Origin of the sequence: Pseudomonas sp. A-RE-19, assembly GCF_019956555.1 — a bacterium.
In the GTDB taxonomy this organism is placed as follows: Bacteria; Pseudomonadota; Gammaproteobacteria; order Pseudomonadales; family Pseudomonadaceae; genus Aquipseudomonas.
The window spans coordinates 125,139-142,884 of sequence record NZ_JAHBDQ010000011.1 but is presented as its reverse complement, the minus strand read 5'-3'; the positions used below and the strand labels follow the sequence as shown (position 1 = coordinate 142,884).

At 54.2% G+C, this 17,746-nt stretch carries 17 protein-coding genes; 15 read left to right on the top strand and 2 right to left on the bottom strand.

The window, feature by feature from the left end; all coding sequences use genetic code 11:
• The first annotated feature begins 33 nt into the window (after nucleotides 1–33).
• The 9 genes from KGB14_RS08785 to KGB14_RS08745 all read left to right on the top strand — a co-directional run bounded on the left by KGB14_RS08785 (nucleotide 34) and on the right by KGB14_RS08745 (nucleotide 8,724).
• Entirely contained in the window at nucleotides 34–1,428 is a 1,395-nt protein-coding gene (locus tag KGB14_RS08785; protein ID WP_223485701.1) for an ethanolamine ammonia-lyase subunit EutB, read from the top strand.
• 8 nt (nucleotides 1,429–1,436) lie between these two features.
• Nucleotides 1,437–2,261, top strand: coding sequence for an ethanolamine ammonia-lyase subunit EutC (gene eutC, locus KGB14_RS08780; RefSeq protein ID WP_223485699.1), 825 nt, complete (start codon nucleotides 1,437–1,439; stop codon nucleotides 2,259–2,261).
• Between the two features lie 112 nt (nucleotides 2,262–2,373).
• Complete coding sequence (locus KGB14_RS08775) at nucleotides 2,374–2,835, top strand: GNAT family N-acetyltransferase (protein ID WP_223485697.1); 462 nt, start codon at nucleotides 2,374–2,376, stop codon at nucleotides 2,833–2,835.
• 266 nt (nucleotides 2,836–3,101) lie between these two features.
• On the top strand, nucleotides 3,102–3,758 hold the full coding sequence (locus KGB14_RS08770) for a DedA family protein (protein ID WP_223485695.1): 657 nt from the start codon (nucleotides 3,102–3,104) through the stop codon (nucleotides 3,756–3,758).
• Between the two features lie 6 nt (nucleotides 3,759–3,764).
• Entirely contained in the window at nucleotides 3,765–4,577 is an 813-nt protein-coding gene (locus KGB14_RS08765) for a zinc-dependent peptidase (RefSeq protein ID WP_223485693.1), read from the top strand.
• A gap of 113 nt (nucleotides 4,578–4,690) precedes the next feature.
• Entirely contained in the window at nucleotides 4,691–5,218 is a 528-nt protein-coding gene (ppa, locus tag KGB14_RS08760; protein WP_008052339.1) for an inorganic diphosphatase, read from the top strand.
• 226 nt (nucleotides 5,219–5,444) lie between these two features.
• A complete protein-coding gene (locus tag KGB14_RS08755) occupies nucleotides 5,445–6,191 on the top strand; it encodes a helix-turn-helix transcriptional regulator (RefSeq protein WP_223485691.1) in 747 nt (248 codons plus the stop codon).
• 469 nt (nucleotides 6,192–6,660) lie between these two features.
• Nucleotides 6,661–7,875 carry a tyrosine-type recombinase/integrase gene (locus KGB14_RS08750; RefSeq protein WP_223485689.1) on the top strand — a complete coding sequence of 405 codons (1,215 nt, stop codon included), beginning with the start codon at nucleotides 6,661–6,663 and terminating at the stop codon, nucleotides 7,873–7,875.
• Nucleotides 7,876–8,004: 129 nt separating this feature from the next.
• Nucleotides 8,005–8,724 (top strand): hypothetical protein, encoded by a 720-nt coding sequence (locus KGB14_RS08745; protein ID WP_223485687.1) that lies wholly within the window; start codon nucleotides 8,005–8,007, stop codon nucleotides 8,722–8,724.
• Nucleotides 8,725–8,813: 89 nt separating this feature from the next.
• Here KGB14_RS08745 and KGB14_RS08740 read toward each other — a convergent pair whose 3' ends face one another.
• Together KGB14_RS08740 and KGB14_RS08735 are read right to left on the bottom strand one after the other, a co-directional pair.
• Complete coding sequence (locus tag KGB14_RS08740; RefSeq protein ID WP_223485685.1) at nucleotides 8,814–9,821, bottom strand: inovirus-type Gp2 protein; 1,008 nt, start codon at nucleotides 9,819–9,821, stop codon at nucleotides 8,814–8,816.
• A gap of 423 nt (nucleotides 9,822–10,244) precedes the next feature.
• Nucleotides 10,245–10,475: a helix-turn-helix transcriptional regulator gene (locus KGB14_RS08735; RefSeq protein ID WP_223485683.1), complete on the bottom strand. Its 231-nt coding sequence runs from the start codon at nucleotides 10,473–10,475 to the stop codon at nucleotides 10,245–10,247.
• 594 nt (nucleotides 10,476–11,069) lie between these two features.
• Here KGB14_RS08735 and KGB14_RS08730 point away from each other — a divergent pair.
• The 6 genes from KGB14_RS08730 (at nucleotide 11,070) to KGB14_RS08705 (ending at nucleotide 17,743) form a co-directional block, all read left to right on the top strand.
• Entirely contained in the window at nucleotides 11,070–11,339 is a 270-nt protein-coding gene (locus tag KGB14_RS08730; protein WP_223486050.1) for a hypothetical protein, read from the top strand.
• An 81-nt stretch (nucleotides 11,340–11,420) separates the two neighbouring features.
• Complete coding sequence (locus tag KGB14_RS08725; protein WP_223485681.1) at nucleotides 11,421–12,389, top strand: DUF932 domain-containing protein; 969 nt, start codon at nucleotides 11,421–11,423, stop codon at nucleotides 12,387–12,389.
• Nucleotides 12,390–12,521: 132 nt separating this feature from the next.
• A complete protein-coding gene (locus tag KGB14_RS08720; protein ID WP_223485679.1) occupies nucleotides 12,522–13,019 on the top strand; it encodes a JAB domain-containing protein in 498 nt (165 codons plus the stop codon).
• A 79-nt stretch (nucleotides 13,020–13,098) separates the two neighbouring features.
• Complete coding sequence (locus tag KGB14_RS08715) at nucleotides 13,099–13,275, top strand: hypothetical protein (protein WP_223485677.1); 177 nt, start codon at nucleotides 13,099–13,101, stop codon at nucleotides 13,273–13,275.
• A 438-nt stretch (nucleotides 13,276–13,713) separates the two neighbouring features.
• Nucleotides 13,714–15,399: a DNA cytosine methyltransferase gene (locus KGB14_RS08710; protein ID WP_223485675.1), complete on the top strand. Its 1,686-nt coding sequence runs from the start codon at nucleotides 13,714–13,716 to the stop codon at nucleotides 15,397–15,399.
• A 229-nt stretch (nucleotides 15,400–15,628) separates the two neighbouring features.
• The gene (locus KGB14_RS08705) at nucleotides 15,629–17,743 is read left to right on the top strand and encodes a hypothetical protein (protein ID WP_223485672.1); all 2,115 of its coding nucleotides are present in this window, start codon (nucleotides 15,629–15,631) and stop codon (nucleotides 17,741–17,743) included.
• Nucleotides 17,744–17,746 lie beyond the last annotated feature (3 nt).

Sequence of the window (17,746 nt, the reverse complement as noted above, 5' to 3'; positions counted from 1 at the left end):
CAGGTCATCATTTAATCAGGAGGACACCGTCCCATGGCCGCATTTGCCCATACCGTCGGCGCCCAGACCTACCGCTTCGACAGCCTCAAGGACGTCATGGCCAAAGCCAGCCCGGCGCGTTCCGGGGATTTCCTGGCCGGCGTTGCCGCGCTCAACGACGGCGAGCGCGTGGCCGCGCAGATGGCCCTGGCTGACATTCCGCTGACTCACTTCCTGCAGGAAGTGCTGATTCCTTACGAGACCGATGAAGTCACCCGACTGATCATCGATACCCATGACAAGCAAGCGTTCGCTGTGGTCAGCCACCTAACCGTCGGCGGCTTCCGTGACTGGCTGCTCAGCGATGCGGCTGACGAACAGAGCCTGCGTGCCCTGGCTCCCGGCCTGACCCCGGAAATGGCCGCCGCCGTGTCGAAGATCATGCGCGTGCAGGATCTGGTGCTGGTGGCACAGAAAATCCGCGTGGTCACGAAATTCCGCGGCACCCTGGGCCTGCGCGGCCGACTCTCGACGCGCCTGCAACCCAATCACCCCACCGATGAACCGGCCGGCATCGCCGCGAGCATTCTCGACGGCCTGCTGTACGGCAACGGCGACGCGATGATCGGCATCAACCCGGCCACCGACAGCATCGCTTCGATCTGCGCCATGCTGGAAATGCTCGATGCGATCATCCAGCGCTATGACATTCCGACCCAGGCCTGCGTCTTGACCCACGTCACCACCTCCATTGAGGCGGTCAATCGCGGTGTTCCGCTGGACCTGGTGTTCCAGTCGATTGCCGGCACCGAAGCGGCCAACGCGAGTTTCGGTATCAACCTCAACGTCTTGCAGGAAGGCTATGAAGCAGGCTTGAGCCTGAATCGCGGCACACTGGGCCAAAACCTGATGTATTTCGAGACCGGTCAGGGCAGCGCGTTGTCGGCCAACGCCCACCACGGCCTCGATCAACAGACCTGCGAAACCCGCGCCTATGCCGTGGCGCGCCATTTCAAACCGTTTCTGGTGAACACCGTCGTAGGTTTCATCGGCCCGGAATACCTCTACAACGGCAAACAGATCATCCGCGCCGGTCTCGAAGATCACTTCTGCGGCAAACTCCTGGGCGTGCCCATGGGTTGCGATATCTGTTACACCAACCATGCCGAAGCCGACCAGGACGACATGGACACCCTGCTGACCCTGCTGGGCGTGGCCGGAATCAACTTCATCATGGGCATCCCCGGCTCCGACGACATCATGCTCAACTACCAGACCACCTCGTTCCACGACGCTCTCTACGCCCGGAAAACCCTGGGCCTGAAACCGGCGCCGGAGTTTGAGCAATGGCTGGCGAACATGGGCATCTTTACCCAGGCAGGTGGCAAAATTCACTTCGGCGACAACCTGCCGGCGGCCTTCCGTCAGGCTATGGCGCAACTGGGATGAGTATTGAGATGGATAAACCGCCTGTCGATCCGCAAAACCCGTTGCTGGAACTGCGTCGCCTGACCCCTGCGCGAATTGCGCTGGGTCGCACCGGCACCAGCCTGCCCACCAGCGCGCAACTGGATTTTCAGTATGCCCACGCACAGGCCCGGGATGCGGTACACCTGCCCTTCGACCACGCGGGCCTCAGTTCGCAACTGAGCGAGCGTGGACGTGAGCATTTGCTGCTGCACAGTGCCGCCACGGACCGAAACAGTTATTTGCAGCGCCCCGATCTGGGCCGCAAGTTGAATGATGAGTCGGCACGGATACTGCGCGATCACGCGCAGGCCCATCCCGGCGGGGTGGATCTGGCCGTGGTGGTGGCCGACGGCCTCTCGGCGCTGGCCGTTCATCGCCACACCTTGCCGTTCCTGGCACGCATGGAAGAACAGACAGCCGCTGAGGGCTGGTCGCTGTCGCCGGTGATTCTGGTGGAACAAGGCCGGGTTGCGGTGGCTGACGAGATTGGTGAGCTACTGGGTGCAAAAATGGTGGTGATACTGATCGGAGAACGCCCCGGTTTGAGCTCGCCAGACAGCCTGGGGTTGTATTTCACCTATAATCCAAAAGTCGGACTGACGGACGCCTATCGCAACTGCATCTCGAATGTCCGGCTCGAAGGCTTGAGTTACGGTATGGCGGCACACCGTTTGCTGTACTTGATGCGTGAAGCCTGTCGGCGGCAGTTATCAGGGGTCAGTCTGAAGGACGAAGCCCAGGTTCAGACGCTGGAGTCGGACTCAGGTGTGGACCTGAAGGGTAATTTCCTACTGAGCCCGTCGGATGCCTGAACCGTTTCCGCATTGCGTTTGTATTCAGGTTTCAGGCAGGATCGATGCACGGACGCCAGGGTTTCCCGTCGTCGTCACCACGTAAGACAGCCACTTGAAGACGAGACCTACCATGCGGATTATTCAAGCGACCCTCGAACATTTGGACCTGCTGACCCCGTTGTTCGTCAAATATCGCGAGTTTTACGGGTCCCTGCCGTACCCGGACTCCTCCCGGGCGTTCCTCGAAAAACGCCTGCGACGCAAGGAATCCGTGATCTATCTGGCCCTGCCCGACGACGACAACAGCAAACTGTTGGGCTTCTGTCAGTTATATCCGAGTTTTTCGTCTCTTTCGCTGAAACGTGTATGGATTCTCAACGACATTTACGTCGCCGAAGACGCCCGCCGCCAGCTGGTGGCCGATAACCTGATCCGCACCGCGAAAAAAATGGCCAAGGAAACCAATGCTGTACGCATGCGTGTTTCCACCAGCAGCAACAACGATGTCGCACAGAAAACCTACGAATCCATCGGGTTCAAGGAAGACACCGAGTTCAAGAACTATGTGTTGCCGATCAGCGAGGGGCTTTAGGTCCTCAGAAAGATCGCAGCCTTCGGCCGTTCCTACAGGATTGAGGTCGCCCCAGCCAATGTAGGAGCTGTCGAAGGCTGCGATCTTTTTCCACATATGCCGCAACACATCGACATTCCCTGCTACAAACTCAACGCGTTTTTCACGTCTCGCCCCGTATAATGCCGAGCTTCAAGGCTCGTAAGAAAAACTACATCCACCTGTAGTCCTACGCGAAGCCATCCGCACAGGCCTGCCGAGTCAGGCCATCACCACAGGTGCTTTCCATGGATTTCAACCCGATCGACATTATTTTGCATCTCGATGTTTACCTCGAGATGCTGGTGACTAACTACGGGGCATGGATCTACGCCATTCTGTTTCTGGTGATTTTCTGCGAAACCGGTCTGGTAGTGATGCCGTTCCTGCCGGGGGATTCTTTACTCTTCATCGCGGGCGCCGTGGCGGCCGGTGGCGGCATGGACCCGGTATTGCTGGGTGGTCTGCTGATGCTGGCAGCGATTCTTGGCGACAGCACCAACTACCTGATCGGCCGAACTGTCGGCGAACGGCTGTTCAGCAACCCGAACTCGAAGATCTTCCGCCGCGATTACCTGCAGCAAACCCATGATTTCTACGACAAGCACGGCGGCAAAACCGTGACCCTGGCGCGTTTCCTGCCGATCATTCGCACCTTTGCACCGTTCGTCGCCGGCGTTGGCAAAATGCCTTACCCACGTTTCTTTGCCTTCAGCGTCCTCGGCACCATCCTCTGGGTGGGTGGCCTGGTCACCTTGGGTTACTTCTTCGGCAATGTGCCGTTCATCAAGAAAAACCTGTCGCTGTTGGTGGTGGGCATCATCCTGCTGTCGCTGCTGCCAATGATCATCAGCGTAATCCGCAACCGCCTCGGTCATGCCACGTCCAAGGCCGAACCCCGCTGACCCACGATGTGGTTCCTGAGCGCCTGGCGGCGTCGACGCACCCTGGCCAGGCATCCGATTGCCGACGATATGTGGCAGCGGGTGCGCCATCACCTGAGTTTTCTCGATGGCATCAGCGCTGCCGAAGACCAATGGCTGCGTGAAGCCTGCGTGCTGTTCCTGCAAGACAAGCACTTGACCGCCCTGCCCGGCGTCGAACTTCATCAGGAGCAACGCCTGCTGCTCGCCGCCCAGGCCCAATTGCCGCTGATGCATCTGGACGATCTGAACTGGTATCAGGGTTTCCACGAAATAATCCTTTACCCGGACGACTTCCTGAGCCCCCAACGCCATCGCGATGCCAGTGGCGTCGAACACCAATGGGACGGCGAACACAGCGGCGAAGCCTGGCTGCAAGGCCCGATCATCCTCGCCTGGCCCGGCGTGATGGCCAGCGGTGGCTGGGAGGGCTACAACCTGGTGATCCACGAACTCGCGCACAAGCTCGACATGCTCAACGGCGACGCCAACGGCCTGCCGCCGCTGCATGCGGACATGCGCATCAGCGACTGGGCCCGGGTCATGCAAGAGGCCTACAACGACCTCGACCGCCAACTGGACCATAACCCCGACGCTGAAACCGCCATCGACCCGTACGCGGCGGAAAACCCCGCCGAGTTCTTTGCAGTCACCAGCGAATACTTCTTCAGCGCCCCGGATTTGCTGCACGAGACTTATCCACAGGTCTATGAGCAGCTGAAGCTGTTTTATCGTCAGGATCCACTGGCGCGTCTGCGGCAACTTCTGGCCGAGAACCCGGTCTATCAGGCACACGACTAAGGTCTACACGACCTCTGGCACATAGCAACGGTGGCGGAATATGCCTATAATCGCCGCCACTTTTTGGTCAATCCGGCCAAGTGTTTTTGGTCAACTAACGGGGGCACCGCCCAATGAGCTACAGCAAGATTCCGGCTGGCAAAGACCTGCCGAACGACATCTACGTCGCGATCGAGATCCCGGCCAACCACGCGCCGATCAAATACGAAATCGACAAAGACAGCGACTGCCTGTTCGTTGACCGTTTCATGGCCACCCCGATGTTCTACCCGGCCAACTACGGTTACATCCCGAATACCCTGGCCGACGACGGTGATCCCCTCGACGTGCTGGTCGTGACCCCTTACCCGGTGGCTCCAGGTTCGGTGATCCGCGCGCGTCCAGTCGGCATCCTGAACATGACCGACGATGGCGGCGGCGATGCCAAAGTGATCGCGGTACCACACGACAAGCTGTCCCAGCTGTACGTCGACGTGAAGGAATACACCGATCTGCCACCTCTGCTGATCCAGCAGATCGAGCACTTCTTCGCGAACTACAAAGATCTCGAAAAAGGCAAATGGGTGAAGATCGAAGGCTGGGCCGGTGCAGACGCCGCCCGCGACGCGATCACCAAGTCGGTTGCTGCCTATAAAGGCTGAGAGCTGCAGTAAGCTTCCAGCTGCTGCAAGAAAAACCCCGGTTGATCCGGGGTTTTTTGTGGGCGCTCGCAAAGACGTCTTTAACCATGCGTTTACCACGTCTGGGCCTGGGTTTTTTCTTGTTTAATTTTTACCAAAAGCGTCTTACATCCGGTCTTAAATTTCCCTCGCAATTTGAACGGGGCGTTTATTCAAACCCCCAGCCCGCGCCAGTAGACTCGTGTTTATGAAAAAGAACACTAGCGGCCCACGATTCAAAGCCCTCCTCGAAGCTGCGAACATCACAACGACAGGATTTGCCGCTTTCTTCGACACGGAAGCGCAAAACATCCATAACTGGTACACCCGTGGTGTGCCCGCCTATCGCATGGAAGAAGTCGCCAGACTCCTGTCTATAAACAGCGACTGGCTGAAAACCGGCGAGGGCCCGAAAGAATCCTCACGCCTGCGCGTGCTCGATGAATCAGGCAACACCTTTGATGCCCAGGCCATCCGCGGCATCTACACGGTGATCGAGTCCATCGACGTCGAGCTGCCCTTCTACAAAGAAACAGCCACCGCGCCAGGTTCCAATAAAACCCATGTCATCGAAGACCCCAGCCAATCCATCCGCCTGCCCCGCAGCCATCTCGACTCCCTTGAAATCAATCACGCTGATGCCATCTGCACTCACATGATCGGCAACAGCATGGCCGAGAAGATTGAAGATGGCTCTACCCTCGCCATCGATCGCGGGCTTACTCAGGTTATCGATGGGGAAATTTATGCCATCGAGCACGACGGGATGTTGCGGATCAAGTACCTGCATCGGATGCCGGGGAATGCGCTGCGTCTTCGAAGTTACAACAGAGGCGAGTATCCCGATGAGATCTTCAGTGCCGAGCAGATTGATAAGCAGAACATCAGGGTATTGGGGTGGGTGTTCTGGTGGTCAACGCTTAACAAACGCCGGCCGCCGGTGCCGTTCCTGTAAGCATCCTGGTAATCAACCCGGCATTACACATGCCAGGGCGATGAATCATTGCGGCCTCAGTAAAGCCCAGATCGCTCTACCCGGCACATCCCACTGGGAATTTTGCAAAAAAATCAGTATGCTGCGCCCCACATTTGCGCATCGACCCTCCCAAGGCTCAGATCGCACCGACAAGGCAGATCACTTTCTCGCCAAGTCCCACAGCCGGACGCAAGATCCGGGTGTACGTTTTGAAGGCTGGCGCGGCTTACCAAAAATGAGCCAAGCCAGTCCCCGAGAAGCCGGCCACAAGCCGGCTTTTTAATTGTCCAAAATAATCCTACCCCATCCGAGAATCCACCTGATAGCTTAGCTATTCCGGGGGGTTCAGGCATTCCCCTGTCCGATGGCGTTCAATGCCATTTGACCTCATCCGACGATGAAGTGGGGGGACAGGTGGGGGGACAAAAGGGACGACAGGGGCAATCCAATGGGTAAGCTGAATCCGAAACAAGTCGAAAACCTAACAGAACCCGGCACCTATGAAGATGGTGATGGGCTTCGCTTGGTCGTCAAACCTACCGGGCGTAAATCCTGGCTGCTTCGCTTTCAACTGGCAGGCCGTCGCAGAGAAATGGGCCTTGGTTCATTCCCTGAGGTGAGTCTCAAGAAGGCCAGACAAGATGCCAGCACCAAACGCACCCAATTGAGTGATGGCATAGACCCATTAGCCGCTCGCGACATAGAGCGCGCTGCTCAACGAGAAGTCCTGCGTGCAAGTGAAGCCAAGCAACTGAAGTTCGAGACACTCGCAACGGAATACCGTGATGCTCACGGCGCCAATTGGTCGGAGAAATGGCGTAAAGGCTGGCTGCGAAAGCTTGAGCTCTACGCGTTTACCCACATCGGCAAGATGTCTGCTGAAGAGATCGGAACTACCCAGGTGCTCAAAGTGCTGCAACCCATCTGGGCAACCAAAACCAGAACTGCCGACGAAGTACGTGGACAGATTGAACAGATTCTCGACGCAGCCAAGGCACGCAACCTGCGACAGGGCGAGAACCCAGCTCGCTGGCGCGGGCACTTAGACAATCTGTTGAGCCGTGCTGAAAAGAAGAAGGCTCGGAAGCGCGAGCACTTTGAAGCTTTGCGCTGGCAGGATGTACCGGAGCTGATGAAAAAGCTCAGAGCAAACTCAATACCTCCATCTTGGGCCGCTCAACTGCTGATCATGACCAGCGCACGCGCCCACATGGTCAGGTTCGCTCGTTGGGATGAGTTTGATCTAGAGGCTGGAACTTGGTCACTGCCAGATGAACGAATGAAAATGCGAGTAGCGTTCGTAATTCCGCTTGCCGAGGAAGTTGTAAGACTGGTGAAGAGCATTCCGCGAGATGAGGGGAGCGCCTTTCTATTTCCAGGCCAGGGCAAGACAGGGGTCATGCACGCAAACGCGGTACGAACGCTCCTGCATGGCATGGGGTACGGGCACATCACCCGACACGGCTTCCGATCTTCCTTTCGGGACTGGGCTGGGGAATGTACCCATTACCCACGCGAGGTATGCGAAATGGCGCTGGCACATGACGAACGCGACCAGACTGAAGGCGCCTATTCTCGCTCCGATTTTCTCGAAAAGCGCCGTGCGTTGATGAACGATTGGAGCAACTTTTTAACCACTCCCACAAGCGCCGCCAAATTTTGAGCTTGACCCATGCCTACGTTACCCGCCATCCCAAAATAAGGATATTTAAGCGGAGGTATCGAACGACACACGACGACGACTACGACTACGACTACGCCTACGCCTACGCCTACGATAAAGAACCACACAATGACAAAAACGACGGCACCACTTTTTTCAACGATCCAGCTCGCAACGAACATGAATGAAAGCATCGGCAACACCAGCATTGGTGAAGCCATCGCGAGAAACCACCGATTACTCCTGGAACATTTTTTCGAGCCGCTGCTTCACCGCGACGTACAGATCAAGCTGCTTAATGGCATCAGAGCGGTTACAGGCGATATTGAACTACAAGCGAAGCTTGAACAGGCGTGGGACGGGGAAGTCAATGAATACGACAAAGAAGTCAAAACCGTTCTCAAACACGTTCAATATGCGAGCCTATACATTGAATTGGCCAGGGCCGCTGATGCTGGTATGAAACATGTTCGCGCCTGGGCCTTCATCAACCATGCAAGCCTCATGGTCGGAGAGATTTTAGAACAATCAGTAGCCATCCAAAGTCGCGCTGAAGTTGAAAAACGCTCTCATCAAAACAGCCAGAACGGCCAAGGCCGAAACAAGTCCACTTTGCTGGTTAAAGAAGAAGCCGCGAGGTTGCTAGAAAATTTACGACCGGAAGCAGGATGGTTGAGCAAGCGTAAGGTCGTAACCGAGCTTGAGAAACCTTTGGAAAAATTCATCGAGCAAAACAGCATCCTTACCCCACGCATTTCAAATATTGAAAGATGGCTAACTGAATGGCTACGCGGAGACGAACTCGTCAATCCTGCCTGGGAAAAGAATAAGCATGTGAAGGCCCGGTGACGTTTAAATATAGATTTCAGGCCATAGCACGTTCTGCACAGAGCATCGGCCCTCAGTGCGGATGAGAGCCTTTGGTGGCGGCACCTGTGTTACGCGCTTGCTGATAAACTAACCGCTCTTGGTCTACCGCGCGCATCTTTTGAATTCGGTCGTTCCATTTTCCCCATGCCGCGCCCAACCGCTTGAAGCTTCATATAGAGATCAATCTTGGTCAGGTAGAGCACCGCCTTGCCTAACCCATCCCGCATCAGGCTATCCCGGTGATCGACCATACCGATCCCACAGCTCTTGTAGCGCGATTTGTCCGCGTTACAGTTGTAATACACGCCTCGGCCTTTAGTAATCACATTGAGCCAATACTGGCCAATTCGCTTTACCAGCGTTCCATCCTCCCGAACCTTGGAGCCATCAAAGAAAAACATCATGTGATAATGGAAGCCTTTGTCCGCCCCATGCTCCAGCTTCCAAATGTAGCCCACCATATCGCCAAACAGCTTGTTCGACCTGGTGTTCTGGAACAAATGCTCTCGATCGCGCTTGGCTTCAGCCTGTGTCGTCTTGGAGAACTCTTTACGGTAGCCCAGATCAACCCTCAGTACCAACAATCTGGAATAGCGCTCAAACAATGCATCTACATACTCCGTCAGCTCCTTGTAGTTTTTATTGCCTGAACGCTGGTAATTTTTAAGCTTGGACTGGAACTGCTTAGATCTAGCCTCTTGGCGGATCCTATTGACACAACCGTTAAACAATATCAGCAACACCTTGGCATCACCGTATAGTACCGCTCGCCTGTGCGACAAATACGTGTGATGCAAGCCCGCATCTGCAATCTGCCTGACGACCAAGTCGATATATGGCTCAAACCTATACAGCTTACCGAACCGCTCATCACTGAAAACATGCATCCTTACCAATTTACGTAATATATCACCCGCAGCATTAAACTTCAGAGCGTTACCACCCTCCGTGTCAACATACTCAAATGCATCCCCCTCCGACTTGATAAGCTGCTGAGCCAGAAACGATGCTCGTTTCAGCTCACAGACCAAACCGATATCTAAATCGCCTTGTATGTCACCGCTCTCAAGCGTCATACGACACGTACTCAAGAGCGCATTACAGCGCTCTTGATTAGACACGCTTACGTAGCCCTTCATACGATTAAGCACTCAATAGTTTTACGTTGATTACTGATTGACTTGCCTTTAATCAAGTCAATCCATTCTTCTGTATTTTCTTCAGGCATACCTCTCAACCAGATGAATAAGCCACACCAATAACATTGAACCACATTACTAGAATAGCCATTAGCAATTGAAAGAAAGATACTTCTAATACAGCTAATAACATATAAGCCAAAAATATTCAGACAAGCAGAGTCCAATCAAAGCACTGCCAGTAGCGCACCTCGCAACAAAATATTAATTAAAATTCTATACAGAGTTAGTGTTCGAATTCAGCGCAAAAATAGTCAGAAAAATTTCAGCCTACTCACCGGTGAAGAGGCCTTCGAATGATTAGCACGCCTCCTTGGCAGACATGCGCTGCTCAATCCATGTGGTGATTTCGGAGTCGATCCAGCCAATGGCCGAGGCCCCTAGCTTGATCGGTTTGGGGAACGTAGCGTCGTACCTCGGCGACTGCACGTCCATGCGATCATAAATCGTTGACCGCCCAAGGCCGATACGCTCGGTCAATTGCTTAAGGCGCAATATCCTCGGGTAGAAAACCGTTTGGGTGTTTGTCACTTGGCTGCTCGTTATGTGTTTGGGAGTGATGCGACTTTAAAGCGAGCGTGCCGCAACAATAAGACCGGCAGCGACAAGTATTTTTTTCCTGAGAATTGGCATACTCCTCAAATGTGGAAACACGCTACCCGCCTCACGATCCGTGGAAGAGGTCTCTGCCCCACTCGTTCGACGTTGCCCTTATGCATCTATACCGTCAATTCGTCTGACGTGCCTGTAAGATCTGGCGGTGGTTTATGGGTTTTACTCCGCGGCCCCTGCTTCTTTTTCGTGAATACTGCTCTAGAGGACCGGACACATCATTGGCCATTCAAGTAGTTTTCCATCGGCGCATCGATTGGCAAAAACGCTTCGCACGCACCCCAAAATCCCCGCCTAAAAGGAGTTTTCTGAACCGTAGGAACTAACTCAGTAGCTGAGGAACCAACTCCGCATAGCCTTTGGCTGCCAACGCTTCTAGTCCCCGCCACCAAAACGATATTGAAACTAATTTCATAACTACATCACCACACTGAATATCCCTATGGAACCCACACCATGTTATTTCAGTGCCCTTGCTGTACCTCCATAAAAATTGCCTACCTCCAACCGGCCATGAAGATTGCCGCCCTCGTGGGTACTGTCGTCGGTGCCACGCACGGAGCAAGCACAGCGCTCATCGATAAACCAATAGGCTCGACCGCAGGCGCTATCAGTCCGCTAGGCATCAAACTTGGACGCCTCTCAGGTGCCGTACTTGGCGGGCTCGCCGGGAGCGTGGGCGGCTGCGCGCTCGGCGCTCAGCTCGGCGAAAAGCTGGATCGCCATGCGCTGGCCAACAACCTCTGTCTGGTCTGCGGGCATCGCTTCAACCTGCCTACTTAATCAGCACCCTATCCCTAATCATCCCCGCTCGTGCTGCGCTCTGCGCAATGGTTATGCCGACCGTTACCCAAAGGATCACTCATGGCTCATCTCATTGAACAAATGGCTTATGTTGGTGCTACGCCCTGGCATGGCTTGGGCTCTGCCCTGTCACCGAATCAACCTCTGGAAGTCTGGCAACGCGAAGCCGGCATGAACTGGCAGATTCAGGACAGCCCGGTTCATTTCAAAGCTGATGCCGCCGGTCATCTAGGCACCATTCACTCGTTCCCGGAGCAAAAGGTGCTGTACCGATCCGACACTAAAGCACCTTTGTCGGTGGTCTCGCATCGCTATCAAGTGGTCCAGCCCCGTGAAGTTTTGGAGTTCTACCGAGAACTGACGGAAGTCTCAGGCTATGCACTTGAAACCGCTGGAGTGCTCAAAGGTGGTCGTAAGTTCTGGGCACTCGCCAGAACAGGCCAGGCGACAATCCTAAGGGGCAAGGATCAAGTCAACGGTTATCTGCTGCTGGCGACTTCGTGCGACGGCACATTGGCTACCACTGCGACCCCCACCACCGTTCGCGTGGTCTGCAACAACACCCTGAGCATCTCCCTGAACGGCGCCACCCACGCCATCAAAGTGCCGCACAGCACGCGTTTTGATCCGCAAACCATCAAAAAACAACTGGGCATTGCCGTCTCGCGATGGGACGAATTCATGTATCGGATGCGCGCCCTCGCCGAACGCAAAGTTCAGACGAAAGAAGTCATCGGCTTCTTTATGGAAGTGCTATGCGACACCGGACCGCATGACCCCATTCCAAATGTATTGCCCAACAAACGAGCTATGGAGAAGGTACAAAGCCTCTACGAAGGTAAAGGCCGAGGATCTGAAATGGAGTCCGCTCGCAGAACAGCATGGGGCTTGCTGAATGCCGTAACTGAATATGTGGATCATGAACGACGCGCTAAGAGTTCTGAGTATCGAATGGATTCGGCATGGTTTGGGCAAGGCGCAGTAATCAAACAGAAGGCACTCGATGCAGCCTTACAACTCGTTGCGTAAACCATCAAACAAGCATCGCCGAGCGCTCTCCCCTAATGGGGCGTTCGGAATCATTTAATCCCAGCACCGCCCCTTCAGTAACTGCGCCACCCACCCTCTTATGCTTTCACGCGTTCGGATAGGAATCCCAGCATGAAATATCCCAAGCTCAAATCCGATGAAACGACCGACAGCTATGCCCTGGAATCACCGCTCGCCGAGGCGGACGTCATACAGATGGCTCAACAACTCGCTATGTATCGTCTGTCAAAAGGACGTGCATTGACTGAACGCAGACTCGTATTCAGCCACCTACAAACTCTGCTGCAGTTTCATGATTACGAAGCCTTTGCTTTGTTACTGCTCGATACAGAGCACCGGGTTATTGGTTTCAGAGAGCTATTTAGCGGCCCTCTGGAAGGCGGCAGCGTGTATCCACGGGAAGTGGTGAAAATAGTACTGGAACACAACGCTGCGGCTGTGATCTTGGTTCATAACAAACCCTCTGGCATCCAAGAGGTCAGCCAAGCCGATCGCGCACTCACAACTCCTCTTAAAAAAGCTCTGCATATGGTTGGCACCCAGATTTTGGATCACGTTGTGGTGGCCCATGAAGGCTGCAAATCAATGGCAGAGCGAGGGCATCTGTAAGCGGAGCGTATGAGCCAATTTCGGAAGATGGCACCTAAAACTCTTACCGAGCCAAATCACTTAAAACAAGGAGACTCCCATGGCATTGATACGTTTCTTGATCACACTTTTTACCTTCATCGGCGTGCTGGCCAGCGCTTCAGCAGTAGTGTTGACTGTAATCCTAATATTGCGATTCCCGCCGATCCTAATCGCCGTTGGCCTAGCTTTATTGCTCTTTCAATGGCTTCTCAAGCACCACTCCAGCTTCGAATAAACGGCAGAAGCCGGACAGGAGGCAGACACGCCTCCTGCAGGCATAAATTCATTTTTTTATCTGATCAAACGAAAATCCAAGCTCTTTTTCTGCGGGATCTACCGTGCCTCCTTGTTCGGCGCACCTCGCGCGAACGTCAGGAGTAATTCCCGCGTCGCACTTTCGCGGACGCAAGGGCGGGCACCATGCGAGTTTTGCTGCTCAGCGCTTCTTTTAATTAATTGAGCTACGCACCAGTCGACGAACGTGCCTTGTACGAATCGCCCCAAGACCAATACTGTATATAATCACAGCATCCGACTCACGCCTTCCAAAAACACCTGGATATAACTGCTTACTCTTCAATACACTCCCTAAGCTAGCGCCTGGATTAGGCCTGCATAGGGCTGCGCTGAGGAGAGATTGATCGGATTTCAGACCGGCTGAAGGAGCTCAACAATGTGGGTACCACCAAGCGAAGCCCCAGGCTTAGCCGATGAAATATTTCTGGATGAATTCAACGACATAAGTGAATCTTGTAATTTCAAACCAAGCCAGCCGCCAGGCAGCCCAAGCGATTGCGTTTGCTTGCGGCGCAATCCTTTATCCATCACTATTGCCCCCTCAACGCCTACCGAGCTACCTCTAGTCAACTTGCCGAGTAAACCTCAAGCATCGGTGGCGAAAAAAGACCACCATCGTGCTGCCTATATAGGCGATAGCCAAGGGCTTCGCGAGACGCTCCCTACCCTGAAAACGACCGTATCCGGGCAGGAGCCCATGAAAAATATCGAAACCCTCCCCCCGTTACCCGCCCACGGGCAACCTTTGATGTTTGCAGATCTTTTTGCGGGGTGTGGAGGCTTGTCCCTCGGCCTCTCGCTCGCAGGGCTAAATGGCGTTTTTGCCGTCGAACGCGACAAAATGGCCTTTTCCACGCTGTCGGCGAACCTGCTAGAAGGGCGTGACGTGCCCGTCCGCCAGTTCAAATGGCCCTCTTGGCTGGAAAGAAAGGCCTGGGGTATCGATGAAATTCTTGAACAGCACCCACTTGAACTTTCCAAACTTAAGGGCAAAGTGCATGTGCTTGCAGGAGGCCCTCCCTGCCAAGGATTCAGCTTCGCAGGGAAGCGACTAGAGTCCGATCCACGAAACCAACTGTTTGAGAAGTACGTGGAAATGGTCAAGGCCATTCAGCCTGCAGCCATTGTCCTGGAAAACGTACCTGGCATGAAGGTCGCGCATAAAGCCAAATCTTGGAAAGACCTTGGCATACAAGTGAAGCCCCAATCCTACTATGACAAGCTTGTTGAAAGCCTGGACCGGGTCGGCTATCAGGTCCTCGGTCGAATAGTAGATTCCTCACTCTTCGGAGTTCCCCAGAAGCGCCCACGCTTAATCGTAATCGGGATTCGCAAGGATCTCGCTCGTCATCTTCGTGGCGGCGCCACCCGAGCCTTCGAGCTATTAGAGGAGGCAAGGCTGAAGCAACTGCAAGAGCTTGGCCTTCCAGAAACCGTCAGCGCTTCGGAGGCCATTTCTGATCTGGAAATAAAGCACGCAGGGACCAGACCATGCACCGATCCCTCTTCTCGCACCGGCTTTCAAGAGCTTGCATATAAGGGGCCTCGGACACCTTACCAAACCCTCATGCAACAGGGAGTGGACGGTTCCATGGACAGCGTACGATTAGCAAAACATAAGCCCGAGATCAGTGAACGGTTCATGAAGATCATTCAGGACCCAGAGTGCACCAAGGGTGGTTTAATGAGCTTGGCGCAAAGGGAAAAATATGGTCTCAAGAAGCACCGCATATGCCTAATGCGAGCAGAAAATCCCGCACCAACAATCACAACGTTGCCCGACGATGTGCTCCACTACAGCGAGCCCAGAATACTGACCGTCCGAGAGTCTGCACGCCTCCAGTCGTTTCCCGACTGGTTCCAGTTCCGCGGTAAATTTACTACAGGTGGCAGCCGACGAACTAAGGAATGCCCGCGCTACACGCAGGTGGGCAACGCTGTCCCTCCCTACCTCGCGAGAGCCATTGGGCTAGCTATCAGGTCGGTACTAGATGAAGCCGTGGCGGCCTCTAGCCAAGAAGCGGTCACTGAAGTAGAACAAGAGACCTTGGCTATAGCTTAAAACTTAGGACTTAGGACTCGAGGGAAATGGATGGCACCCAACTGGAAGGACCGCGCGACCTCGCTACCCTTGTCGTTTGGGCCGGCCATCCTTCGGATCGACAGCGGCCAAAGGAACAAGCAACTGCTTAGGGGAAGCCATCTTTCCCAGCTCCAACTCTGTGCAATTTAAATCGACCTGGCTCACCGAAAGGTCGCAGCAGCTCAAGCAATTGTATTCAAGGGATAACATGGAATTTGAAAGGCAAGATGAATTGCTTTACCCAGAGGGTCTGATCAACTGGTCTGGGGCCAAGAAAGGAGGAGTCAGGCAGCCCTTTCAAGAAGAGTCCGGAAGGCCGGTAAAAGAGCAACTAAAAACCCCTCTAGTAGAAAAACTGTCGAGCTGGGTTGGCTCAGTTATCGCAGGCACCCCTGGAACTCCTTCGGCCGTCTTACTGGTCGGCGGGCCCGGAAATGGGAAAACTGATGCGGTTGAAGGGGCCATCGAGACTTTTGATCGGTTAAGCGGTGCGGGTGGGCAGCTGTTGGCTAAGTTCTCGAATCAGTACAAGAACCCATCAGGGTCCCTCCCCCCTCGCCGAACCGAGGTTGAATTCGACGGAATCGTACCTGATGGTAGTGGCATGATTCCTGTTATCCGGTTGGTGCAAGACGCCACTGAAAAAGACCCGGCGCAACCAGGTGAGACAGCAGAGTCGCTGCTGCTAAAAGAACTGCGGGCAATTAGGTACGGTGAGTACAAAGGTATTTACATCGGCTGTGTAAATCGCGGGATTCTGGCAAACACGTCAGCGCTTGCCATCCGAACCGGCGACACAGAGATGGCTTCATTTATCGCAAGAATCGTCTCCGCCGTGAGTGGAGGCGTAGATGCTCCAGCTTGCTGGCCCCTTCAAGAAAGCAACCTTGCATTGTGGCCCATGGACGTGGACTCTTTGGTTGCCCCCCGAGATGGCGATTCAGGCAGCACAGTTGCACATCGAGTACTAGAAAAGGCACTGGCCGAGGAAAAGTGGAAGCCAGCGTGCAACAACAAGGCAGACTGCCCGTTTTGTCAAAACAAAACTTTGCTGGCTAGCGAAAAAGCTCGCGATAACCTGATCCAATTTCTTTACTACTACGAGCTCGCATCTGGCAAACGATGGACGTTTCGCGATTTGTACTCACTGGTGTCTCACCTTTTCATTGGGGAACCAGGATCCTTGACGATCGACGGCAAGTCTTACGCGCCTTGCGACTGGACGGCCAAGATGCTGCAACTGGAGGCAAAGGGCCCCAGCACTTTGGCAGGAGCTCGTGCTCGCTACTTGTTGACCTCTCGGCTATATCATCACCGACTGTTCTCCAACTGGCCCCGACTAGCCTCAGGCAAGCATCTCGAGGCTTACCAAGCAGTGTTCCCAGGGTCAAAGGTCCCAGACCAGCTTGACGAAAAAGCCTTCAACATGGCGAAGTATCATTTCGGGTCTCTCAAAGCCCTAGCCGAGAAAGAACACACTGCTATCAGTGAACTTCTGTCAGGTGATTTCGCCACCTTCTTGGATCCCGCGCTCTTATACGGCGAACAGAAGATGTATACCGAGGCGAAGGATGGAAAGATAGTTACCGTCAACGATGTGGATGAGCACTTTAGTCTCTCCATAAAAGACGGACTGGAGTTGGTATCTAGCCGTCTGGCACCAAGCGAGCGCAAGCTACTTGCACAGCTATCAGAAGCAGACGAAGCCTTGATGGACCAACACCATCCCGCCAAGGTCTCCAGACAAGTGCGGCGGCTACAGTCCTCCATGAGACAGTTCGCAGGAAGGCTGGCAAAACGGAGCCTCGGATTAAAGTACGGGGTATCCAAGGACGTAAAGCTATTCGCGGATTACGCCGGTTTGTACCAGAGCGATTTTCAACATGAAAACCTCGAAGACCTAGTCGAACAATTAGTAAACGAAGACAGGCGTTTTTTCAAAATCCCCCTATCTACGACTTTTGGCCAGCCAGTAGCACACTGGGACAGGGAAGTGTCGCTACGTGTTCGCAGCGTCAAAACCTCAATGGAAATGTTCCAAGGAAATGTTTCCCGGCCGGCAAACCGCTTCCCATTCATCAAGGTTCACAACCGGTATGTACCGGTCACTTTTGCGCTGTACAAGGCTCTCGTGGAGCTAGAGGAAGGACTAGACCCCGCCTCCCTTCCACAGGAGGTTTTTGCCCTGTTCGACGAAGTGAAATCGGTAACTGCTGGCCAGATAGCAAGGGACAAGAATTTCGTAGACGGTAATGTTGACCTGACTATAGGTCAGGAGACCTACGCGTTGAAAGTAGGCAATACTATCCGGTTCAGGGGGTAAGTC

Coding starts and splice junctions, on each gene's coding strand:
- KGB14_RS08785 (WP_223485701.1), top strand. CDS start 34: ATGGCCGCATTTGCCCATACCGTCGGCGCCCAGACCTACCGCTTCGAC.
- eutC (WP_223485699.1), top strand. CDS start 1,437: ATGGATAAACCGCCTGTCGATCCGCAAAACCCGTTGCTGGAACTGCGT.
- KGB14_RS08775 (WP_223485697.1), top strand. CDS start 2,374: ATGCGGATTATTCAAGCGACCCTCGAACATTTGGACCTGCTGACCCCG.
- KGB14_RS08770 (WP_223485695.1), top strand. CDS start 3,102: ATGGATTTCAACCCGATCGACATTATTTTGCATCTCGATGTTTACCTC.
- KGB14_RS08765 (WP_223485693.1), top strand. CDS start 3,765: ATGTGGTTCCTGAGCGCCTGGCGGCGTCGACGCACCCTGGCCAGGCAT.
- ppa (WP_008052339.1), top strand. CDS start 4,691: ATGAGCTACAGCAAGATTCCGGCTGGCAAAGACCTGCCGAACGACATC.
- KGB14_RS08755 (WP_223485691.1), top strand. CDS start 5,445: ATGAAAAAGAACACTAGCGGCCCACGATTCAAAGCCCTCCTCGAAGCT.
- KGB14_RS08750 (WP_223485689.1), top strand. CDS start 6,661: ATGGGTAAGCTGAATCCGAAACAAGTCGAAAACCTAACAGAACCCGGC.
- KGB14_RS08745 (WP_223485687.1), top strand. CDS start 8,005: ATGACAAAAACGACGGCACCACTTTTTTCAACGATCCAGCTCGCAACG.
- KGB14_RS08740 (WP_223485685.1), bottom strand. CDS start 9,821: ATGACGCTTGAGAGCGGTGACATACAAGGCGATTTAGATATCGGTTTG.
- KGB14_RS08730 (WP_223486050.1), top strand. CDS start 11,070: ATGAAGATTGCCGCCCTCGTGGGTACTGTCGTCGGTGCCACGCACGGA.
- KGB14_RS08725 (WP_223485681.1), top strand. CDS start 11,421: ATGGCTCATCTCATTGAACAAATGGCTTATGTTGGTGCTACGCCCTGG.
- KGB14_RS08720 (WP_223485679.1), top strand. CDS start 12,522: ATGAAATATCCCAAGCTCAAATCCGATGAAACGACCGACAGCTATGCC.
- KGB14_RS08715 (WP_223485677.1), top strand. CDS start 13,099: ATGGCATTGATACGTTTCTTGATCACACTTTTTACCTTCATCGGCGTG.
- KGB14_RS08710 (WP_223485675.1), top strand. CDS start 13,714: ATGTGGGTACCACCAAGCGAAGCCCCAGGCTTAGCCGATGAAATATTT.
- KGB14_RS08705 (WP_223485672.1), top strand. CDS start 15,629: ATGGAATTTGAAAGGCAAGATGAATTGCTTTACCCAGAGGGTCTGATC.